The sequence below is a fragment of the Nocardioides caldifontis genome, assembly GCF_008087345.1.
Lineage (GTDB): Bacteria > Actinomycetota > Actinomycetes > Propionibacteriales > Nocardioidaceae > Marmoricola_A > Marmoricola_A caldifontis.
The window spans coordinates 85840-104541 of the sequence record NZ_ML701737.1 but is presented as its reverse complement, the minus strand read 5'-3'; the positions used below and the strand labels follow the sequence as shown (position 1 = coordinate 104541).

At 72.2% G+C, this 18702-nt stretch carries 18 protein-coding genes and 1 pseudogene; 12 read left to right on the top strand and 7 right to left on the bottom strand.

Translation table 11 applies throughout. The features are described 5' to 3' along the window. Positions 1 to 3 precede the first annotated feature (3 nt). Entirely contained in the window at positions 4 to 2112 is a 2109-nt protein-coding gene (locus FIP57_RS06175) for a hydantoinase/oxoprolinase family protein (RefSeq protein WP_148572664.1), read from the top strand. Further along, complete coding sequence (locus FIP57_RS06170; protein ID WP_148572663.1) at positions 2112 to 4022, top strand: hydantoinase B/oxoprolinase family protein; 1911 nt, start codon at positions 2112 to 2114, stop codon at positions 4020 to 4022. Before FIP57_RS06175 ends, FIP57_RS06170 begins: the two co-directional genes overlap by 1 nt. Here the strand turns inward: FIP57_RS06170 and FIP57_RS06165 are convergent, their stop codons facing one another. After that, entirely contained in the window at positions 4023 to 4508 is a 486-nt protein-coding gene (locus FIP57_RS06165; protein ID WP_162529695.1) for an XdhC family protein, read from the bottom strand. A 103-nt stretch (positions 4509 to 4611) separates the two neighbouring features. Between FIP57_RS06165 and FIP57_RS06160 the strand changes: the two genes are divergently transcribed. The 5 genes from FIP57_RS06160 to FIP57_RS06140 all read left to right on the top strand — a co-directional run bounded on the left by FIP57_RS06160 (position 4612) and on the right by FIP57_RS06140 (position 8344). Beyond that, positions 4612 to 5700 carry an S-(hydroxymethyl)mycothiol dehydrogenase gene (locus FIP57_RS06160; RefSeq protein WP_148572661.1) on the top strand — a complete coding sequence of 363 codons (1089 nt, stop codon included), beginning with the start codon at positions 4612 to 4614 and terminating at the stop codon, positions 5698 to 5700. After that, positions 5697 to 6305, top strand: coding sequence for an MBL fold metallo-hydrolase (locus FIP57_RS06155; RefSeq protein ID WP_148572660.1), 609 nt, complete (start codon positions 5697 to 5699; stop codon positions 6303 to 6305). The genes FIP57_RS06160 and FIP57_RS06155 overlap by 4 nt, the downstream gene beginning before the upstream one ends. Before the next feature lie 68 nt (positions 6306 to 6373). Continuing rightward, positions 6374 to 6748: a YciI family protein gene (locus tag FIP57_RS06150; RefSeq protein ID WP_148572659.1), complete on the top strand. Its 375-nt coding sequence runs from the start codon at positions 6374 to 6376 to the stop codon at positions 6746 to 6748. Further along, positions 6745 to 7107 carry a YciI family protein gene (locus FIP57_RS06145; RefSeq protein WP_238993321.1) on the top strand — a complete coding sequence of 121 codons (363 nt, stop codon included), beginning with the start codon at positions 6745 to 6747 and terminating at the stop codon, positions 7105 to 7107. Before FIP57_RS06150 ends, FIP57_RS06145 begins: the two co-directional genes overlap by 4 nt. 7 nt (positions 7108 to 7114) lie before the next feature. Continuing rightward, entirely contained in the window at positions 7115 to 8344 is a 1230-nt protein-coding gene (locus tag FIP57_RS06140) for an RNA polymerase sigma factor (protein ID WP_148572658.1), read from the top strand. 3 nt (positions 8345 to 8347) lie between these two features. Here FIP57_RS06140 and FIP57_RS06135 read toward each other — a convergent pair whose 3' ends face one another. After that, a complete protein-coding gene (locus FIP57_RS06135) occupies positions 8348 to 9064 on the bottom strand; it encodes a type 1 glutamine amidotransferase (protein WP_148572657.1) in 717 nt (238 codons plus the stop codon). A gap of 138 nt (positions 9065 to 9202) precedes the next feature. On the opposite strand from FIP57_RS06135, the pseudogene FIP57_RS06130 reads away from it, so the two are divergent. Then, positions 9203 to 10129: pseudogene (locus tag FIP57_RS06130) on the top strand (PDR/VanB family oxidoreductase); the annotation flags it as partial. Positions 10130 to 10140: 11 nt separating this feature from the next. Next, entirely contained in the window at positions 10141 to 11211 is a 1071-nt protein-coding gene (locus FIP57_RS06125) for an aromatic ring-hydroxylating oxygenase subunit alpha (protein ID WP_148572655.1), read from the top strand. A gap of 75 nt (positions 11212 to 11286) precedes the next feature. On the opposite strand, the gene FIP57_RS06120 is transcribed toward FIP57_RS06125, so the two are convergent. Continuing rightward, the gene (locus FIP57_RS06120; protein ID WP_148572654.1) at positions 11287 to 12552 is read right to left on the bottom strand and encodes a cytochrome P450; all 1266 of its coding nucleotides are present in this window, start codon (positions 12550 to 12552) and stop codon (positions 11287 to 11289) included. Between the two features lie 41 nt (positions 12553 to 12593). After that, positions 12594 to 13943: a glutamine synthetase family protein gene (locus tag FIP57_RS06115; RefSeq protein WP_148572653.1), complete on the bottom strand. Its 1350-nt coding sequence runs from the start codon at positions 13941 to 13943 to the stop codon at positions 12594 to 12596. A 125-nt stretch (positions 13944 to 14068) separates the two neighbouring features. Here FIP57_RS06115 and FIP57_RS06110 point away from each other — a divergent pair, with 125 nt between their 5' ends. The 3 genes from FIP57_RS06110 (at position 14069) to FIP57_RS06100 (ending at position 16036) form a co-directional block, all read left to right on the top strand. Next, entirely contained in the window at positions 14069 to 14866 is a 798-nt protein-coding gene (locus tag FIP57_RS06110; RefSeq protein WP_148572652.1) for an acetoacetate decarboxylase family protein, read from the top strand. Between the two features lie 9 nt (positions 14867 to 14875). Beyond that, on the top strand, positions 14876 to 15385 hold the full coding sequence (locus FIP57_RS06105) for a MarR family winged helix-turn-helix transcriptional regulator (protein WP_148572651.1): 510 nt from the start codon (positions 14876 to 14878) through the stop codon (positions 15383 to 15385). 138 nt (positions 15386 to 15523) lie between these two features. After that, on the top strand, positions 15524 to 16036 hold the full coding sequence (locus FIP57_RS06100) for a mismatch-specific DNA-glycosylase (RefSeq protein WP_148572650.1): 513 nt from the start codon (positions 15524 to 15526) through the stop codon (positions 16034 to 16036). 107 nt (positions 16037 to 16143) lie between these two features. Here FIP57_RS06100 and FIP57_RS06095 read toward each other — a convergent pair whose 3' ends face one another. From FIP57_RS06095 to FIP57_RS06085, 3 genes are read right to left on the bottom strand one after another with little or no spacing between them, the layout of a single operon-like run. Next, positions 16144 to 17088, bottom strand: coding sequence for a TIGR03619 family F420-dependent LLM class oxidoreductase (locus tag FIP57_RS06095; protein WP_238993320.1), 945 nt, complete (start codon positions 17086 to 17088; stop codon positions 16144 to 16146). Next, positions 17085 to 17816, bottom strand: coding sequence for a gamma-glutamyl-gamma-aminobutyrate hydrolase family protein (locus tag FIP57_RS06090; RefSeq protein WP_148572649.1), 732 nt, complete (start codon positions 17814 to 17816; stop codon positions 17085 to 17087). The genes FIP57_RS06095 and FIP57_RS06090 overlap by 4 nt, the downstream gene beginning before the upstream one ends. Before the next feature lie 4 nt (positions 17817 to 17820). After that, the gene (locus tag FIP57_RS06085; protein ID WP_148572648.1) at positions 17821 to 18675 is read right to left on the bottom strand and encodes a fumarylacetoacetate hydrolase family protein; all 855 of its coding nucleotides are present in this window, start codon (positions 18673 to 18675) and stop codon (positions 17821 to 17823) included. Positions 18676 to 18702 lie beyond the last annotated feature (27 nt).

Sequence of the window (18702 nt, the reverse complement as noted above, 5' to 3'; positions counted from 1 at the left end):
CCCGTGACGACTCAGGACCCGCGACGGACGATCCGGATCGGCATCGACACCGGCGGCACGTTCACCGACGTCGTGGCCTTCGACGAGGCGACCGGGGCGACGACCACCACGAAGACACCGTCGACCCCGGCCGACCCCGCGGACGGATTCATGACCGGCATCGCCAAGGTGCTCGGGCTCATGGGGCTCGACGGGCCGCGGGCAGCCGAGCACATCGCCTCCGTCAGCCACGGCACGACGGTCGCGACCAACCAGCTGCTCGAGGGCAAGGTCGAGCGGCTCGGCTTCGTCACCAACGCCGGGTACGAGGCGATGCTCGAGATCGCCCGGCAGAGCGTCCCCGACGGCTACGGGAACTCCTACTTCTGGGTGAAGCCCGACCGCATCGTGCCCCGCCACCGGGTCCGCGGCGTCGAGGGGCGGCTGGACCACACGGGGGCCGAGCTGCGCCCGCTCGACGAGGAGGGCGCCCGCCGCACCGCCCGGTGGTTCCGCGAGCGCGGCATCACCACGCTCGGCGTCAGCTTCCTGCACGCGTACGCCAACCCCGCGCACGAGCAGCGGATGCGCGACCTCATCGCCGAGGAGCACCCCGCGGCGGTGGTCTCGATCTCCAGCGAGGTGCTGCGTGAGTACCGCGAGTACGAACGCTCCGTCACCACGCTCGTGGACGCCGCCGTGAAGCCCCGACTCTCCCGCTACGTCGGCAACATCAAGCGGCGCCTGGCCGCCGAGGTCGGTGAGGTGCCCTTCCACGTCATGAAGTCCAACGGGGGAGTGCTCTCCGCCGACGAGGTCGTGCACCAGCCGATCACCACCGTCCTGTCCGGGCCGGCCGCAGGGGCGCTCGGGGCGGCGATGATCGCGCACGTCGCCGGCTTCGACCAAGTCCTCACCTGCGACGGCGGCGGCACCTCGACGGACGTCGCGGTCGTCGTCGGTGGCGAGCCCACGTTGACGACAGAGGGGACCGTGGGCGCCTACCCGAGCAAGATCCCGATGATCGACGTCGTCACCGTCGGTGCGGGTGGCGGCTCGGTCGCGTGGCTCTCGCCCGAGGGCAACCTCAAGGTGGGCCCCCGCTCGGCGGGCGCGGACCCCGGACCACTCTGCTACGCCAAGGGCGGCACCGAGGTCACCGTCACCGATGCGCACGTGGTGCTCGGCCGGATCCCTCCTCACCTCCTCGGTGGCGAGATCCCGCTCGACGTCGACCGTGCCCGGGAGGGCGTCGAACGGCTCGCGGCGGAGCTCGCGATCACACCGGAGGAGTGCGCCGTCGGCGTCCTCGAGATCTCCGCGTGGAACCAGGCCAACGCGCTCCGCCAGGTCACCGTGAAGCGCGGGCTCGACGTCCGCGACTTCGTGCTCACCACGTTCGGCGGCTCGGGGTCGTTGCTGCTCTGCCGGCTGATGGACGTGCTCGGCATCCCGACGGTGCTCGTGCCGCCGGACCCGGGCAACGTCTCCGCGTTCGGGCTGCTCACGGTCGACGTGAAGAACGACTACGTGCGGACCTACGTCCGGCTCCACCGCGACGTCGAGGGCACCACCCTCGAGCAGGTGTACGGCGAGCTCGCCGGCCAGGCCACCGAGGCGCTCGTGCGTGAGGGGTTCGACGACGAGGAGCACCGGCTGGTGCGGAGCGCCGACCTCCGCTACTACGGGCAGGCGTTCGAGGTGCGGGTGGCGGTGCCGGACGGGCCGCTCACCTCCGACGTGCTCGACGGGGTCGCGCGGGCGTTCCACGACGAGCACCGGGCGCTCTACGGCTACGACTTCGCGACCGATCCCCGCCAGCAGGTGGAGTGGGTCAACCTCCGGCTGACCGGCATCGGGCCGATCAGACGCCCGGAGCTGCGGGCCGCCGAGCCGGCCACCGGGGAAGCGGCTCCGACGCCGCGCGGCGAGCGGCCGGTCTGCTTCGAAGCCTCGGCCGGCCACGTCCCGACGCCGGTCCTGTGGCGTCCCGACCTGCAGCCGGGACAGGTGGTGCACGGTCCCGCGATCGTGGAGGAGTACGGCTCCACCGTCCCGCTGCACCCCGGGTTCACCGCCCGGGTGGACAGCCACCGGAACCTGGTGGTCTCGACCGTCGCTGAGGAGGCGTGATGTCGCGCAGGGTCCCCACCCAGTTCCCCTTCGGGACGCTGACGCAGGACGCAGGTGCGAGCGCCGACCCGGTGCTCGTGGAGATCGTGCAGGGCTCGCTGGCCAGCGTGGAGCAGGAGGTCGAGACGGCGATCGCCCGCACCAGCCGGAGCCCGATGATCCGCGACGCCCACGACTTCCGCGTCGGCATCCACGACCGCCGGCTCCGCAAGCTCACCGGCCGGTCCTACTCCGCGCTGGTCCACCCGGTCGCCCGCGACTTCCCGATCGAGGAGATGCGGCCCGGCGACGTGTTCTTCCACAACGACGTCTACGAGTCCGAGGGCGGCATCGGCCACCTCCCCGACCTGTGCGTGACCGTGCCGGTCTTCAGCGGCGGGCAGGTCGTCGCCTTCGTGCAGGCTTTTGGTCACCATGACGACATCGGCGGGCGGGTGCCCGGATCGATGCCGAGCGGCGCGACGACGGTGTTCGAGGAAGGGTTGATGGTGCCGCCCATCAAGCTCTGGGACGCCGGCGTCCCCAACCGTGCGGCGCTGACGATCATGACCCGCAACTCCCGGATGCCGGAGTCGCTCGCGGCCGACCTCGACGCCGAGTGCTCCGCCTGCCTGATGGGGGCGCGTCGGCTCGGGGAGCTCTTCGAGCGGTACGGCCGCGACGCCGTCGAGTGCTGCTTCGACGCGATCATCGACCGCACCACCCAGACCTACCGGCGCGAGATCCTCTCCCGGATCCCGGTCGGGAGCTGGGTGTGGGAGGACTACGCCGAGCACGACGGCGTCGACGAGCCACGGCTGCACACGCAACGGATCACCCTCACCCGCACCGCCGCCGACGACCCGGACGGCGAGCGGCTGGTCATCGACTTCGACGGCACCGGCCCGCAGGCGAAGGGGCCGATCAACCACTGCGGCGACTACAGCGACGGCGTCTTCCTCAAGAAGTGGCTCGCCCCGATCCTGCGCAACCTCGCCGCCACCCCCGAGCGGATGGCCGAGCTCGACGTCAACGAGGGTGTGGTGCCGCTGATCGAGATGCGGTTCCCGGAGCCCGGGACGCTGCTCACGCCGGAGTTCCCGGCGCCCACCAACGCCCGTACCTTCGTGATCCTGCGGCTCCTCGGCGTGCTCGCCGGCGTGCTGGCGAAGGCGGTCGACGGCGAGATGCCCGCCGACCAGGAGACGATCCGCTACACCGGCGTCTACGGGACCGGGACCGACGGCCGCCCGTACCTCATGAGGGAGGTGCTCGGCGGTGGCTCCGGCGGCCGCCCGTACGCCGACGGCGAAGACACCATCCACGTGGTGCCCGACTCCCGGAACCTCCCGTCGGAGTTCACCGAGTCGCGGTTCCCGTTCCTGGTCGAGCGGCTGTCGCTCGCCGTCGACTCCGGAGGGCCGGGGAAGCACCGCGGCGGCCTCGGCTACGAGAAGCACATCCGGATGCTCCGCGACGCGCACTTCATGTCGATCGCCGACCGGTCGATCCTCGCCTGCTGGGGTGTCCGCGGCGGCCTCGCGGGCCGGCCGTTCGAGGTGGTCGTGGACCCGGGTGGCCCGAACGAGCGCGAGGTCGACGCCCTCGCCGACGCCGAGCCGGTGCGGGCCGGCGAGGTGATCCGGATCCGGACCACCGGCGGGGGCGGCTGGGGCGACCCGCTCGACCGCGACCCCGAGCTCGTCGTCCGCGACGTCGTCTGGCAGAAGGTCTCGCCGGGAGGTGCGCTGCGTGACTACGGCGTGGTGCTCACCGGCGACGCCGAGGAGCCGGGCTTCGACGCCGTCGCGACGGAGGAGACCCGGCGCGCCCGCCGAGCCGAGCGCGCCGAGCAGCCCTTCTTCGACCGGGGACCCGGCTACGCCCGGCTCTCCGGCGGTGCGACCGCGGCCGAGGTCGACTGGCGCTGATCAGCCCGTCGGGCAGAACGCCTCGCCGGGCGCCTTGTCCGGGTGGATCGGGCCGTCGCGGTCGCTGATCGCGCCGGTCACCTCGACGCCGCGGAGCACGGCGAGCGCCTCGGCCAGGATCGACAGCGCGATCTCGGCCGGGCCGTCGGCGCCGATGTCGAGCCCCGCCGGGCCGCGCACCGACGCGAGCCGCTCCTCGGTCACGCCGTGGTCGAGGAGCCAGGCACGGCGACGTGCCTGAGTGGGCCGGGAGCCCATCCCGCCGAGGTAGTCGACGCCGGCGTCCAGGGCCCGCGCGATCGCCGCGGCGTCCACCTCCTCGTCGTGGCTGGTGACCACGACGGCCCGGACCGAGGGGAGTGCCGCCTCCACCTCGGGCAGCGTGGTGGCGACCGTCGGACGCCACCCGAGCACCCCGGTCATCGCCACCAAAGCCTCGCTCACCGGCCCGTCACCTACCACCAGCAGTCCCTCGGGTCCGTCCATGCCCCGAGGGTAGGCCGCGGAGCCGCCTACCGGCACTCCCTCCTGTCGGCGCGGTCGCCTAGGTTGGTCCCGCGACCAAGGCGGTACGACCAGAGGAGAGGGAATGCAGCAAGTTCGTGGAGTGGTGGCCAGGGCCAAGGGGAAGCCGGTCTCGGTCGAGACCATCAACGTTCCCGACCCGGGCCCGGGTGAGGCCGTGGTGAAGATCCAGACCTGCGGGGTCTGCCACACCGACCTGCACTACCGCGAGGGCGGCATCAACGACGAGTTCCCCTTCCTGCTCGGCCACGAGGCGGCCGGGATCGTGGAGGCCGTGGGCGAGGGCGTCGTCAACGTCGCGCCCGGCGACTTCGTGGTGCTGAACTGGCGTGCGGTCTGCGGCAACTGCCGCGCCTGTCTGCGCGGGGAGCCGTGGTACTGCTTCGCCACCCACAACGCCTCGCAGAAGATGACGCTGGAGGACGGCACCGAGCTGTCGCCGGCGCTCGGCATCGGCGCGTTCATCGAGAAGACGCTGGTCCACTCGGGCCAGTGCACCAAGGTCGCCCCGGACGCCGACCCCGCTGCGGTCGGGCTCCTCGGCTGCGGCGTGATGGCCGGCATCGGCGCCGCGATCAACACCGGCGCGGTGACCCGCGGCCGGAGCGTCGCGGTGATCGGCTGCGGCGGTGTCGGTGCGGCCTCGGTCGCCGGCTCGGCGCTCGCCGGGGCGGGCACGATCATCGCCGTCGACATCGACGACCGGAAGCTGGAGTGGGCGCGGAAGTTCGGCGCCACCCACACCGTGAACAGCAAGGAGCAGGACCCGGTCGAGGCGATCCAGGCACTCACCGGCGGCTTCGGCGCCGACGTGGTGATCGACGCGGTCGGCCGCCCGGAGACCTGGAAGCAGGCCTTCTACGCCCGCGACCTCGCCGGCACGGTCGTGCTCGTCGGCGTCCCGACGCCGGACATGCGGATCCCGGACATCCCGCTGATCGACGTCTTCGGCCGGGGCGGCGCGCTCAAGTCGTCGTGGTACGGCGACTGCCTGCCGAGCCGCGACTTCCCGATGCTGGTCGACCTCTACCAGCAGGGGCGGCTCGACCTCGACGCGTTCGTCTCCGAGCGCATCGGGCTCGACGACATCGAGGCGGCCTTCGAGAAGATGCACCACGGCGACGTGCTGCGCAGCGTGGTGGTGCTCCCGTGACCGCGCGCATCGACCACGCCGTCACCTCGGGGACGTTCTCGCTCGACGGGCAGACCTTCGACGTCGACAACAACGTCTGGGTGGTCGGCGACGACCGGGAGTGCGTCGTCATCGACGCGCCGCACGACGCCGGGAGGATCCTCGAGGTGGTCGGCGACCGCCGGCTCCTCGGGATCCTGTGCACCCATGCCCACGACGACCACGTCCGCGTCGCCCCGGCCCTGCGGGACGCCACGGGTGCGCCGATCCACCTGCACCCCGACGACCGGCCGCTGTGGGAGATGACCCACCCCGACCTGTTCTGGGACGTCGAGCTGCGCGACGGCCAGGAGGTCCCGGTCGCCGGCACCACCCTGACCGTCCTGCACACGCCGGGCCACGCGCCGGGGGCGGTCTGCTTCCTCGCCGCCGACCTCGGGTGCGTCTTCACCGGGGACACGCTGTTCCAGGGCGGACCCGGGGCCACCGGCCGCTCGTACAGCGACAAGCCGACGATCCTCACCTCGATCCGCGAGCGGCTGATGACGCTGCCGCCGGAGACGGTCGTCCACACCGGCCACGGCGACTCCACCACCATCGCCGCGGAGGCCGCGAACCTCGAGTGACCGGAGTGTCGAATCGGGTCCTCCTCGCGCGTCATGTCATTGACAACCCCCGACGCGAGGAGGACACGATGACCGGTGTGACGACGTACGCGGTGCTGCTGCCCGGCGACGAGTCGGTGTGGGAGGCGGCGAGCCCCGAGGAGCGCGCGGCCACCTACGCCCGCCACGAGGAGTTCTCACGGCTCCTCGCCGAGCGCGGCCACACGATCGTCGGTGGCGCCGAGCTGACCCACTCCCGGACCGCGAAGGTCGTGCGCAGCAACGGCTCCGGAGCGGTGGTGAGCGACGGCCCCTACGCCGAGGCGGTGGAGCAGCTCTCCGGGTTCTACCTGGTGCAGAGCGACGACCTCGACGACCTGCTGCAGCTCTGCGGCCTGCTGGCCGGGGACGACGGCGGGGTCGAGGTCCGGGCCACCATCGACCACGAAGGTGACCCGTCGTGAAGTTCCTGGTGCTGATGGCGGAGAAGGACTCCTTCGCCCGGTGGGAGGCGGCTGACGCCGCCGAGCACGAGGCGGCGTTCGCCCGGTTCGAAGCGTTCGCCCGTGCGGTCGAGGAGCGCGGCTCCATGCTCGGCGGGGACGCCCTTGCCTCGCCCGACCAGGCCCGCACCCTGCGGCCGGCGGACGACGCTGGCGTCCGGTCCGTCGTCGCCGGCCCCTACGCCGAGACCGTCGAGCAGCTCGGCGGCTTCTTCCTCATCGACGTGGCCGACCTCGAGACCGCGCTCGAGGCGGCCCGAGAGCTCCCGGAGAGCTACTCGGTGGAAGTGCGTCCGATCATCGACATGGAGCCCGGGTGATGCCTCGGTGACGGTGCTCGAGGAGGTCGTCCGGGACGACTGGGGCCGGCTCCTCGCGCTCCTCGTGGCCCGCTTCGGGCGGCTCGACCTCGCCGAGGACGCGCTCGCCGACGCCGTCGAGGCTGCCGCCCGCACGTGGCCGGCCGACGGCGTCCCCGCGAACCCGGCGGCGTGGCTGCTCACCGCGGCCCGGCGCCGCGCGCTCGACCGGCTCCGCGCCGAGGCGGTGGCCGCCCGGCGCGTGCCGGTGCTCGCGGTCGAGGCGGAGCTCGCGCAGGAGGCCCAGCGCACGATGGCGGACAGCGGAGAGGTGCTCGTGGACGAACGGCTCCGGCTCGTGCTGCTCTGCGCGCACCCCTCGCTGTCCCGCGAGGCGGCGGCCGCGCTGACCCTGCGGCTGGTGATGGGGGTGACCACCGAGGACGTCGCGCGGCTCTTCCTCGTCCCGACCCCGACGATGGCCGCGCGGCTGACCCGGGCGCGCAAGCGACTCGCCGGCGCGCGGTTCGAGCTGCCGCCGCCGGACGCGCTGCCCGGCCGGGTCACGTTCGTGGAGGACGTCGCCTACCTCGCCTTCACCGCGGGGTACGCACCCGGGAGCGGGGCGGACGTGCTCCGGGCCGACGTCGCGGGAGAGGCGCTCCGCCTCGTCGCGGTGCTCCGCTCCGTCCTGCCTGCCGGGCTCCCGGAGCGGGACCAGGCCGAGCTCGACGCCCTGCTGGCGCTGATGCTGCTCCAGCACTCGCGACGCGACGCCCGGGTGCGGGACGGCGCGCTGGTCCTGCTCCCGGACCAGGACCGGGGGCTCTGGCGTCACGACGAGGTCGCCGAGGCGGTGGAGCTGTTGCAGCCCTGGGTGCACGCGCCGCCCTCGCCGTACCTCCTCCAGGCGCTGGTCGCGGCCGAGCACGCCATCGCCCCCTCGCCCGGGGAGACCGCGTGGGAGCGGATCGTGCAGCGCTACGACGAGCTGCTCGACCTCGTCGACTCACCGGTGGTCCGGCTCAACCGCGCGGTCGCCGTGGCCGAGGCCTCGGGTCCGCAGGCGGGACTGGCCGCCCTGTCGGGCGTGGCGCTGCCCGGCCACCGGTTGCCCGCGGTCCGGGCCGAGCTGCTGGCCCGCCTCGGCCGGTACGACGAGGCCCGCACGGCCTACGACGCCGCACTGGCGATGTGCGGCAACGACGCCGAGCGCGCCCACCTGCTCACGAGGCGGGCGGAAACCGACGCCGGTTGAGCCTCAGGTCAGCGGGCCGGCGGCGACCCGCTCGAGGAACGCGTCGACCAGCGCGTGCGTGCGCAGCCGGACCGCCGGCAGCTGCTGCTCGGTGACCGCGCGCACCTCGTCGAGGACCAGCCCGGCCCGCTCGAGCTCGTCCGCGCCGCCGTTGGTCAGCCACCCCTCGAGCATCGCGGGGTCGAGCTCGGGGTGGAACTGCAGCGCGAGGTTGCGGCGGAGCACGAAGGCCTGCGACGCGACGTCGTTGCGCGCGACCTCCTTCGCGCCCGGCGGGACGTGCCACCGGTCGTAGTGCCACTCGAACCACGGGCCCTGGGGGACCAGGGCCGGGTCGTCGGTGACGATGTCGTGCACCCAGCCGAGCTCGGCCTGCTCGCCGCGCTCGACGCGGCCGCCGTGGGTGGCGGCCAGCAGCTGGCCGCCGAAGCAGAGGCCGAGCACCGGCACGCCGGCCTCGTCGGCCTCGCGGAGCAGCTCCATCTCGGGCTTCACCCACGAGCCGATCAGCTCGGTGTCGTAGACCGGCCACGGCGACCCCATCGGGACGACGAGGTCGAACTCGCGCGGGTCGGGGAACTCCGTCTCGACGCCCGGGGCGAAGAAGCTCTCCTCGGGCACGACCTGGTGCTCGACGAGGTCGTAGCCGCGCTCCACGAGGCGCTCGCCGACCAGCCCGGGGGGTGACACGTGGTCGTGCTGGATCACCAGGGCTCGCATGGAGGCCTCCTTGTGGGCTGTCGGGGACGGCGTTATCGTTCGGATCCTAACGGTTGCGCGGCGGGCGCGCGACGACATCCCACCGGAGCCACCCTCATGACCTCACCGACACCGACCGTCGTCAACGAGTACGAGGCCGACGTGGTCGTCACCGCGGTCACCCGACCGGCCGAGGACGTCGTCGAGGTGACGATGGCACATCCCGACGGGCTCGCGCTGCCGGGTTGGACACCGGGGGCCCACATCGACCTCGTGCTCGACCACGACACGGTCCGGCAGTACTCCCTCTGCGGCAGCCCCGCGGACCCCTCCGCGCTCAAGGTCGCCGTGCTCCTCGCGCCCGACACCCGCGGCGGCTCCAAGCGCGTCCACGAGCTCACCCCGGGCGCGACCGTGCGGATCCGGGGCCCCCGCAACCACTTCCCGCTGGTGAGCGCGCCGCGCTACCTCTTCGTTGCCGGCGGCATCGGGATCACGCCGCTGCTGCCGATGATCGAGGAGGCCGACGCGGCCGGCGCCGACTGGCACCTGCACTACGGCGGACGCACCCGCTCCTCGATGGCCTACCTCGACCGGCTCGAGCAGTACGGCGACCGGGTGACCGTGGTCCCGCAGGACGAGGCCGGGCTGCTCGACCTGGCGACGATCCTGGGGTCGCCCGACGACCGCACGCTGGTCTACTGCTGCGGCCCGGAGCCGCTGCTGCAGGCGGTGGAGGAGCGGTGCGCGAGCTGGCCGTCCGGCGCGCTGCACCTCGAGCGGTTCTCGCCCAAGGCCGTCGAGCGCGAGGGCGCCGACACCGCCTTCGAGCTGGTGCTCCAGCGCTCCGGCATCACGACGACCGTGCCGGAGGACAAGTCGGTCCTCCAGGCGATGCGCGACGCCGGCGTCTCGGTGCTCGCCTCCTGCATGGAGGGCACCTGCGGCACCTGCGAGACCGAGGTCGTCGAGGGGGAGATCGACCACCGCGACTCCGTCCTCGACCCCGACGAGCAGGAGTCGGGCGAGGTCATGATGGTCTGCGTGTCCCGCTGCCGCGGGGCCCGCCTGGTCCTGGACGCCTGAGGAGCCCGGGGATGAGGATCTCGACCGTGCCCACCAGCCCCGCCGACACGACGGCCCAGCCGCGACGTCGCTGCGTCGACGTACCCCACAACGCGTGGTACGCCGCCGCGACCAGCGACGAGGTGGGCCGCGCGCCGCTCTCCCGACGGATGCTCGGGAACCGGGTCGTCGTCTACCGCACCGTCGCCGGCGACGCCGTCGCGCTCGAGGACCGGTGCGCCCACCGTCCGGTGCCGCTGAGCAGCGGGCGGCTCGAGGGCGACGACATCGTGGCCGGCTACACCGGGTTCCGCTACGCCCCGGACGGCCGCTGCGTCGCCGTACCCACGCAGGCGAACGTGCCGATCGGTGCGCGCGTGCGGGCCTTCCCCGTGCACGACGACGGGTCGTTCGTCTGGGTCTGGACCGGCGACCCCAACCTGGCCCGGCTCCGGCCCCCGCCGCAGGCGCCGTGGCTGCAGGACCCCGAGTGGGTGACCTTCGGCGACAGCTGGGTCACCCAGGCGCCGCTCCGGCTGCTCCTCGACAACTTCTCCGACATCACCCACGTCGCGCACGTGCGGCCGGAGGTCGCTCCGCCGGCCCTCGTCGCCGGTCCGATGCCGCCGCTCGAGGTCACCGTCAGCGAGACCGGGATGTCGTTCGCCCGGCAGTACCCACCCGTCCCGGTCCCCGCGTGGCAGGCGCCGATGCTCGGCGTCCCGGCCGACGAGGCATACCCGCAGCGGGAGGAGGGTGAGTTCTTGTCACCCGGACTGTGGGTCGACCGGTGGCACGCGGACACCCCCGAGGGGCGCGCGAGCTTCGTCTTCACCCACGCGCTGACCCCGGTGGACGAGACCTCCACCCGCCACGTCTGGCGGGTCAGCCGGAACTTCGCCGACTCCTCGGCGGCCACCGGCACGCTCACGCCGCTGATGGACGGCTACTACCGCGCCGTCCGTGAGGCCCTCGAGGACATGCAGCGCATTGTGTCCGAGGACGGCCCGCGCGCCGACGTGCTCGTCGCCGCCGACGCCGCCGCGGTCCAGGTGCGCCGGATCATGGACCGGCTCGTCGCCGACGAGACCGGCACCCGCTGACCTGACAAGCGATCACCGGGCGTTCCCAGTCACCGAGTGACCGGAAACGCCCGGTGATGCTGTGTCAGCTGCTGGTCAGGCGGCCTCGACCCGCACCGGCATCTTCTTGATGCCGTTGACGAAGTTCGACCGCACCCGCTTGACCTCGCCGGTGAGCTCGATCTCCCTGAGACGGGGGAGGAGCTCCTCGAACATCAGCCGGATCTCCATGCGTGCCAGGTTGTTGCCCAGGCACAGGTGCGGGCTGCCCTTGCCGAACGTCATGTGGTCGACGTTCGTGCGCGTCACGTCGAGCTTGTAGGGGTCGGGGAAGACCGACTCGTCGCGGTTGCCCGAGGGGAACCACATGACGACCTTGTCGCCCTTCTTGATCTGCTTGCCGCCGAGCTCGACGTCGCGGGTCGCGGTGCGGCGGAAGTGGTAGACCGGCGAGGCCCAGCGGAGGAACTCCTCGACCGCGTTCGGGATCAGCTCCGGCTGCTGCTGCAAGAGCCGCAGCTGGTCCGGCTGCTCGATCAGGGCGAGCATGGTGGAGCTGATCGCGTGGCGGGTCGTCTCGTTGCCGGCGATCACCAGCAGCGTGAAGTACTGGTTGAAGTCGTTGTCGCTGAGCGGGATGCCGTCCTCGGGCACCTTGTTGGTCAGCTGGCTGATCAGGTCGTTGCCGTCGCCGCCCCGTCGCTGGTCGCGGAGCTCGGTGCCGTAGTCCCAGACCTCCTGCACGGTGGGGGAGCGGAACGGCAGGTGGTTGTACTTCTCGCCCTCCTCGGAGTCGGCGAGCACCTTGGCGTAGTCGGGGTCGGTGTTCCCGACGAACTCGTTGCCCCACGCGATCAGCTGCTTGGTGTCCTCGCGCGGGACGTCGAGCAGCCGTGCGAGCACCTGGATCGGGAAGTCCGCGCTGACCTTCTCGACGAAGTCGAACTCGTCCTGCTGCAGCGCGTTGTCGATGGTCTCCCGCGTCAGCGCCCGGAGGAACGTCTCGTAGTTCTTCATCAGGTTGCGCGGGGTGAACTCGCGGACGATCAGCTTCCGCAGCGCGAAGTGCCGCTCGCCGTCCATCTCCAGCAGCGAACGCCGCTTCTCGCGGAGCTCCTCGGGGACCTCCTCGAGGTTGACGAACTCCGTGGAGGTGAAGGTCTCGCTGTCCTTGTCGACGGCCCAGATGTCGTCGTACCTCGTGACGGCCCAGAACCCGTGGTTCGGCGCCGGCTCGGGGTTCCAGTGCACCGGGTCCTCGCGGCGCAGCGTGTCGAACATCGCGAAGCCGCGGCCGTCGGCGAAGCCGTCGATGTCGGCGAGGTCGACCTCGTCCAGAGGTACGGGCGGGTGCTGGGGCATCGGTCCTCCTGGTGCTGCAGCGCAGTCGTCCTGGGTGGCTGTCAGATGTGGTACGTGTACTCCTGGAACTCCCAGTCGGTGATCCAGGAGTTGAAGCGGGTGATCTCGTCGCGCTTGTAGGCGAGGAAAGCCGCCACGAAGCGCGACCCGAGCACCTCGCAGACCTCCTTGTCCTGCTCGAGGGCGTCGAGCGCCTCGGACAGGCTGGTCGGGAGCATGTCGGCCTTCGCGGTGTCGTAGCCGTAGCCCACGAGCGCCTCCGGCGGCTCGATCTTGTTCCGCACGCCGAGGAGCGCGCCGGCCAGCAGGGCGGCGGTGGCGAGGTAGGGGTTGGCGCTGGAGTCGCCGAGCCGGAGCTCGAGCCGCGCCGAGGAGCCGCGCTCCGGCGGGATCCGCACCATCGCGCTGCGGTTGTCGAGCCCCCAGTCGATCAGCCACGGGGCGAGCGTGTCCGGCCCGAACCGCTTGTAGGAGTTGATCGTCGGGTTCGAGAGCGCGGCGAGCGCGGGGGCGTGCGCGAGGATGCCGCCGATGGCGTGGCGGGCGACCTCGGAGAGCCCGTCCGGCGCGCTCGGGTCGTCGAAGAGCGGCCGGTCGTCCGGGCTCCACATCGAGAAGTGCAGGTGGAAGCCGGAGCCGCCCTCGTCGTTGAACGGCTTCGGCATGAACGTCGCGAGGTGGCCGAGCTTGCGGGCCAGCTCCTTGACGGCGGCCTTGAACCGGTGGGCGCGGTCGGCGGCGTCGAGGGCCGGGCCGTGCCAGAGGTTGATCTCGAACTGGCCGGAGCTGAACTCGTGGTTCGCCGCGACGACGTCGATGCCGTACTTGCCCAGCTGGCGGAGGGAGTCCAGCAGCACGTTCTGCGGGTCGCCCTTCAGCCCGGCGACGTAGACGTTGCCGGTGCCCTCGCCGTACCGCTTCCAGCCCTGGTGGGAGTCATCCTGCTCGAGCAGGTAGAACTCCAGCTCGGGGCCGACCATCGGGACCATGTCGAGCTCCTCGAACTGCTCGACGATCGTCCGGAGGACGTGGCGCGGGCTGTCCTCGGCCGGTGTGCCGTCGGCGTTGTAGAGGTCGGCGATCGCGTGCGCGACGCCCGGTTCCCACGGCACGGGGAGCAGCGTGCTGACGTCGGGGAAGGCGAGGATGTCAGGGAGCCCGTCGCTCAACCCGCCCTCGATGTCCACCACGCCGCCGCGCGGGGTGGTCCCCAGCACCGAGCGGCAGAAGGCCACGCCGCTGCTCACCGTGCGCGCGAAGTGGTTGACGAGCACGTCGCGACCGCGGTCGGTGCCGATCAGGTCGGCGTATCCGATGCGGACGACGTCGATGCCCTCCGCAGCGAGCCGGTCCGCGGCGGGCTGCAGCCCGCTGGTGTCGAAGTGCGCCACAGGCGTCCTCCTGGCAATCGTTCGGGCCCGAACAGTAACACGTGACCCGGGCCACGCAAGAGGTTCCGAAGTCCCGCTTCCCGGGCTATCGTACGGTCCCTAACGACCTTTGAGGAGGGCTCCGGATGGGGCAGCAGCAGGGCTTCTTCTACCCGCGCACGGCGACCGGTCAGGCGTCCCTGATCCCGAGTCCGCCGTGGTCCTACTCCGGTGACCTGCTGACGGTGGAGTACCGCACCGACCCAGCGCGGGTGGCCGAGCTCCTCCCGGAGCCGCTGTCGCTCGCCGAGGAGGACCCGGGCGCGGTCGCGCTGATCTGGGCGGACTGGCAGTCGTGCTCGAGCTCGCGCGAGGAGCTGCTGGACCCGGTGCGCTCGCAGTACAAGGAGTGCTTCGTGGTGGTGCGGTGCTCGTTCGAGGGCCGCACGTACTCCCGCTGCGTCTACATCTGGGTCGACAAGGACTTCGCGATCCTGCGCGGGCTGCACCAGGGCTACCCGAAGAAGCTCGGCTCGATGTGGCAGACCCGGCCGCACCCGTTCGCGCAGGCCGCCCCGCAGATCGCCGTCGGCGGCGTCTTCGGCGCGACGCTCGCCGCGGGCGACCGCCGGCTTGCCGAGGCGGTGCTGACGCTCCGCGAGGAGGTGCCGTCGAACGGCTTCGTCAACGGGCACCCGATGGCGCACCACCGCGTGTACCCCTCGATCGACGGCCGTGGCGACGCGTACGCCGAGCTGATCGAGTCCGCGGGCGCGTCGTTCGAGGGCGGGCCGGCCTGGTCCGGCGACGTCGAGCTGCGGCTCTTCGACTCTCCGACCGAGGAGCTGTCCCGGCTCAGCGTCGACGAGGTCATCGGCGGCTACTACCGCCAGGTCGGCGTGACCTGGAACGGCGGCCGTACCCTCGCGAAGCTGTCTGAGTAGGGTCGCCCCATGCCCGACCAGCACTCCCTGGAGGAGACCGAGCGCGCGACGCAGGAGCGGGTCGGGAGGCTGGCCGTCGACTTCCCCGCCGCCCACGCGATCATGAGCCTCTACCGGGCGGCCAACGCCGCCCGGAGCCACCTGACCAACACCGTGCTGCGGCCGCACGACCTGACGTGGACCGGGTTCCTCGTCATGTGGCTGCTCTGGCTGTGGCGCTCGATGGAGACCCGCCACGTCGCGGAGAGCGTCGGCATCTCCAAGGCCACGCTGACCGGCGTCACCAAGACACTGGTGGCCCGTGGGCTGATCGACCGGGTGCCGTCCGCCGTCGACCGTCGGCTCGTCTCGCTCCAGCTCTCCGACAAGGGTGAGGAGCTGATGGCGGAGCTCTACCCCGAGTTCAACCGGGCCGAGGCCGAGCTCGTCGCCGGCATCCCCGGCGCCGACATCACCACGCTCACCGAGTCGCTGCGCCACATCGTGACCGTGGCCGAGGAGCACGACCCCACCACCTGACCCTCCGCGGCCCCCGCCGAGCCGTCGCATCTTCACGGCTGACCATGGCCGAGTCGTCGCATCTTCACTCGGTGCCGAGTCGGCGCGTCTTTCCTGCCGGACGGGCTCGAGTTGGCGCGTCCTGCCACGCTGGCGGCCATGGAGGTGCTGCCCGACATCGTCGGACCCGAGCCACTCGTCGTGTTCTGCGGGATGGCGGGGGCGGAGTCGACCAAGACCCGCGACCACTACTACGAGACGCCGGGCAACAACTTCTGGGAGATGCTCCACCTCAGCGGGCTGACCCCGACGCGGCTGCGGCCGGAGGAGGACGCCCGCATCGTCGAGCACGGCTACGGGCTCACCGACCTCGTCGGCCACTGGGACCCGGCGTGGGTCGAGATCGACGAGCTGGTCGAGAAGGTGGAGGCCTGGCAGCCGGAGTGGCTCGCCTTCACCAGCAAGGGCACCGCGCACTGGGCGTCGAAGTCGCTCGGCCGCCGCGGTCGCCCCGGGCTCGGCCCCCAGGACTGGTACGTCGGCGAGGCGCAGGTCTTCGTGCTCCCCGGGACGAGCGGCGCCAACCAGCGCAAGGACTACGACGGACGGCCGCACCGGCTGTCGTGGTGGTACGACCTGGCGTCGCTGGTCGGTCGGGCGCCCGCCAGCTAGCGCCGGCTCGGGCCGGTTCCGGCGTGAGATGCGACGGCTCGGGCCGGTTCCGGCGTGAAGATGCGACGGCTCGGCGGGGTTGCGGGGTGAAGACGCGACGGGTCGGGTCAGACGAGGGTGGCGGCGCGGCGGACGACCTCGCGGCAGAAGGAGCCCATCTCCGCCTGGTCGTCGATGAACTGCGACGGCTTCACGCAGAACGTCCGGAACCCCTGCTCCCACTGCTCGGGGATCGCCTCCATCGCCTGCCCGAGGTCGGCGCAGGAGTCGTCGTCGGGGAAGACCGCGCGGACGCCGCCGATCATCTCGAGGTCGTCGAGCGAGCGGCCGGCGTCGGCGAGCGCGGACCGCACGGCGGCGAGGCTCTCCGGGGTCTGCCGGCCGAGCGGGTGGAACCCGTGGCCGTACCTCACCAGCCGGCGCAGCACCGGCCCCGAGGCGCGCTGGCCGCCGAACCACAGTCGCGGCCCGTCGGGGCGGTACGCCTTCGGCTCGAGGTAGGTGTCGGCGAAGGAGAAGTACTTCCCGTCGTACGACGCGGGGGAGCTGCGCCAGACCAGGTCGAGGATCTCCAGCTGCTCGTCGAGGATCCGGCCCCGCTCGTGGAACGGGACGCCGAGCGCGGCGTACTCGTCGCGGCTCCAGCTGACGTTCGGCTGCACGACCAGCCGGCCCTGCGAGAGCAGGTCGAGGGTGCCGAGCTCGCGGGCGAGCAGGAGCGGGTGGCGCAGCGGGGCGATCACCGCGCTGGCGACGAGCCGCACCCGTGAGGTCGCGGCCGCGATCGCCGAGAGGAGCATCAGCGAGGAGGGCCACGGAGTGGCGGGGTCCTGGTTGCCCGGCATCGCGTAGGCGCGCGGGTTCGCCATCACCCCGTCGACGCCGGCGTCGGGGCCGAGGACGACGTGCTCGCTCAGCATCACGGCGTCGAAGCCGGCGTCCTCCGCCTCCTGCGCCCAGCGGACCAGGTCGCCGAGCGAGCGGCCGTCCGTCAGCGTCCAGTTCTCGCTGAGGATCAGCAGCATCCGGGGAGTGGTGGCCTCGCTGCTCATCGGGCCGCCACCGAGGCCGCCGCGGCGGTGACCAGCGCCTCGAAGACGGCGCGCTGCTGGGGCACCGTCCGCCAGTTGTCCTCCGGGTGCCACTGCACCCCGAGGAACCAGCCAGGCGCGGACGGCATCTCGACGCCTTCGACGACGCCCTCCTCCGACCGCGCGGTCACGACCAGCTCCTCGCCGATCACGTCCAGCGCCTGGTGGTGGTAGCAGGAGACCTCGACGGACTCGCCGACGACGTCGCACAGCACCGTGCCCTGGTCGACGGTGACGTGGTGGACCCGGTGGCGGTGGTGGCCGATCTCGGTGTCGTGGGAGTCCATGTCCTGGATCAGCGTGCCGCCGCGCACGACGTTGACCACCTGGAGCCCGCGGCAGACCGCGAGCGTGGGGATCCCGCGCTCGAGGGCCACCCGGGCCACCGCGAGGTCGAAGGCGTCCTGCTCCTCGTCGACGTCGTAGAGCGAGGGGTGGTGCCCCTGTCCCGACCAGCGGCCGGACAGGTCGCCGCCGCCGGGCAGCAGGATCCCGTCGGCGAAGGCCAGCCGCTCGGCGACCTCGTCGTCGCCCAGCGACCCGTCGGGGTGCACCTGGAGAGGCTCGCCACCGGCCGCGTAGACGGCGGCGACGAGCTCACGGGCGCTGACCTCCGCGGCGTAGCGCAGCGCCGAGGTGGACGCCGCGAACCGCGAGGGCAGCGCGATGAGGGGACGGCGGCTGCTCACGAGGTCAGCTCCCGGCGGGCTTCGGCTTGCGGATCCCGCGGAACTCCCAGTCGCCGCCCTGGGCGGTCGAGAGGACCTCCTCGGACTCGGTCGGCTGGGCGCCCACGTCGGTGCGGATCGGGGTCGGGCCGGACACGATGTGGTTCCGCAGCGTGCCGAGCCCCTCGACCTCGACCTCGACGACATCACCGGGGTACACGGTCCGCGAGATCGCCGGCGTCCCCGACAGCAGCAGGTCGCCCGGCTGGAGGGTGATGGTGCGGGCGATGTCGGCGACGAGGTAGTGCATGTCCCACTGCATCTCGTCGGTGTTGCCGTCCTGCTTGACCTCGCCGTTGACCAGGGTGCGGATCTGCTTGCCGCGGAAGTCCCACCCCTCGACGACGCCCGGGCCGACCGGGCAGAGCGTGTCGGCGCCCTTCACGCGGAGCATCGACCCGGAGTCGGTGTCGCGGAAGTCGTGCAGCCCGTAGTCGTTGGCGACGGTGAAGCCGCGGATGAAGTCCCCGGCCTCGTCGGGGGAGATGTTGCGCGCGGTCCGTCCGATGACGATCGCGATCTCGCCCTCGTAGTTGAGCCACTTGCACCCCTCGGGGCGCACGACCGCGGAGTCGTGTGCGTTGAGGGCGGAGACCGGCTTGTGGAAGTACGTCGGCGCGGGCGGCAGCTTCGTCTGGAGCTCCTTCACCCGGCTGATGTAGTTCAGGTGCACGCAGACGATCTTCGACGGCGTCACCGGCGGCAGGTGGAGCGCGTCGGCGATCGCGACCTCGCGGCCGTCCCCGGCCACGAGCACCTCCCCGCGTCGTACGACGTCGACGGCGTTGCCGTCCAGGAGGATGCGACGGGTCTCTCTCATGGATCTCTTTCTTGTCAGCGGGGTGGT

Excerpts from the sequence above, each read along its gene's own strand:
- FIP57_RS06170 (WP_148572663.1), top strand. The coding sequence starts at position 2,112 with ATGTCGCGCAGGGTCCCCACCCAGTTCCCCTTCGGGACGCTGACGCAG.
- FIP57_RS06125 (WP_148572655.1), top strand. The coding sequence starts at position 10,141 with ATGAGGATCTCGACCGTGCCCACCAGCCCCGCCGACACGACGGCCCAG.
- FIP57_RS06105 (WP_148572651.1), top strand. The coding sequence starts at position 14,876 with ATGCCCGACCAGCACTCCCTGGAGGAGACCGAGCGCGCGACGCAGGAG.
- FIP57_RS06135 (WP_148572657.1), bottom strand. The coding sequence starts at position 9,064 with ATGCGAGCCCTGGTGATCCAGCACGACCACGTGTCACCCCCCGGGCTG.
- FIP57_RS06085 (WP_148572648.1), bottom strand. The coding sequence starts at position 18,675 with ATGAGAGAGACCCGTCGCATCCTCCTGGACGGCAACGCCGTCGACGTC.
- FIP57_RS06120 (WP_148572654.1), bottom strand. The coding sequence starts at position 12,552 with ATGCCCCAGCACCCGCCCGTACCTCTGGACGAGGTCGACCTCGCCGAC.
- FIP57_RS06110 (WP_148572652.1), top strand. The coding sequence starts at position 14,069 with ATGGGGCAGCAGCAGGGCTTCTTCTACCCGCGCACGGCGACCGGTCAG.
- FIP57_RS06150 (WP_148572659.1), top strand. The coding sequence starts at position 6,374 with ATGACCGGTGTGACGACGTACGCGGTGCTGCTGCCCGGCGACGAGTCG.
- FIP57_RS06100 (WP_148572650.1), top strand. The coding sequence starts at position 15,524 with ATGGAGGTGCTGCCCGACATCGTCGGACCCGAGCCACTCGTCGTGTTC.
- FIP57_RS06165 (WP_162529695.1), bottom strand. The coding sequence starts at position 4,508 with ATGGACGGACCCGAGGGACTGCTGGTGGTAGGTGACGGGCCGGTGAGC.
- FIP57_RS06095 (WP_238993320.1), bottom strand. The coding sequence starts at position 17,088 with ATGAGCAGCGAGGCCACCACTCCCCGGATGCTGCTGATCCTCAGCGAG.
- FIP57_RS06160 (WP_148572661.1), top strand. The coding sequence starts at position 4,612 with ATGCAGCAAGTTCGTGGAGTGGTGGCCAGGGCCAAGGGGAAGCCGGTC.